1 protein-coding gene is annotated in these 457 nt (G+C 66.1%); it reads left to right on the plus strand.

The window, feature by feature from the left end:
• The coding region (locus HWX25_RS33030) for a HAMP domain-containing protein (RefSeq protein ID WP_175912794.1) at positions 1–457 on the plus strand (457 nt) is incomplete at both ends.

The following is a 457-nucleotide window of genomic DNA, read 5'->3' on the forward strand; positions in this document are numbered from 1 at the left end:
CCAGCCACGCCCAGGCCGGGCTGGTCGATCAGGCCCGCGAGAGCCTCAAGAACTACTTCGACGCGATCCACGACACCGCCAGGATGAAGGCCGACGGCAAGGCCGAGCTGGCCCAGGCCAACCTGTTCGCCAACGTCGCCCAGTATCGCGACGAGCTGGAGGGCATCATCGAGACGCTGCGCATCGAGAAGAACCGCCAGAAGGACGAGGCGATCTCGACGCTCAACGGCATGCTCGCCACCACCACCATGACGATTTCGGCGGTGGCCGGCGTGGTGATCATCGTGCTGATCGCCGTCGGCCTGATGCTCTATCGCCAGATCGTGCGCCCGCTCGGCCGCATGCAGGAGATGATGAGCGAGATCGCCGCGAGCCAGGACTTCACGCGCCGCGTGCCGGTGGGCCGGATGGACGAGATCGGCCGCTCGATCGTCGCCTTCAACGGCATGATCGAGAC

This window comes from Burkholderia sp. BCC1640 (assembly GCF_902833125.1).
In the GTDB taxonomy this organism is placed as follows: domain Bacteria; phylum Pseudomonadota; class Gammaproteobacteria; order Burkholderiales; family Burkholderiaceae; genus Burkholderia; species Burkholderia diffusa.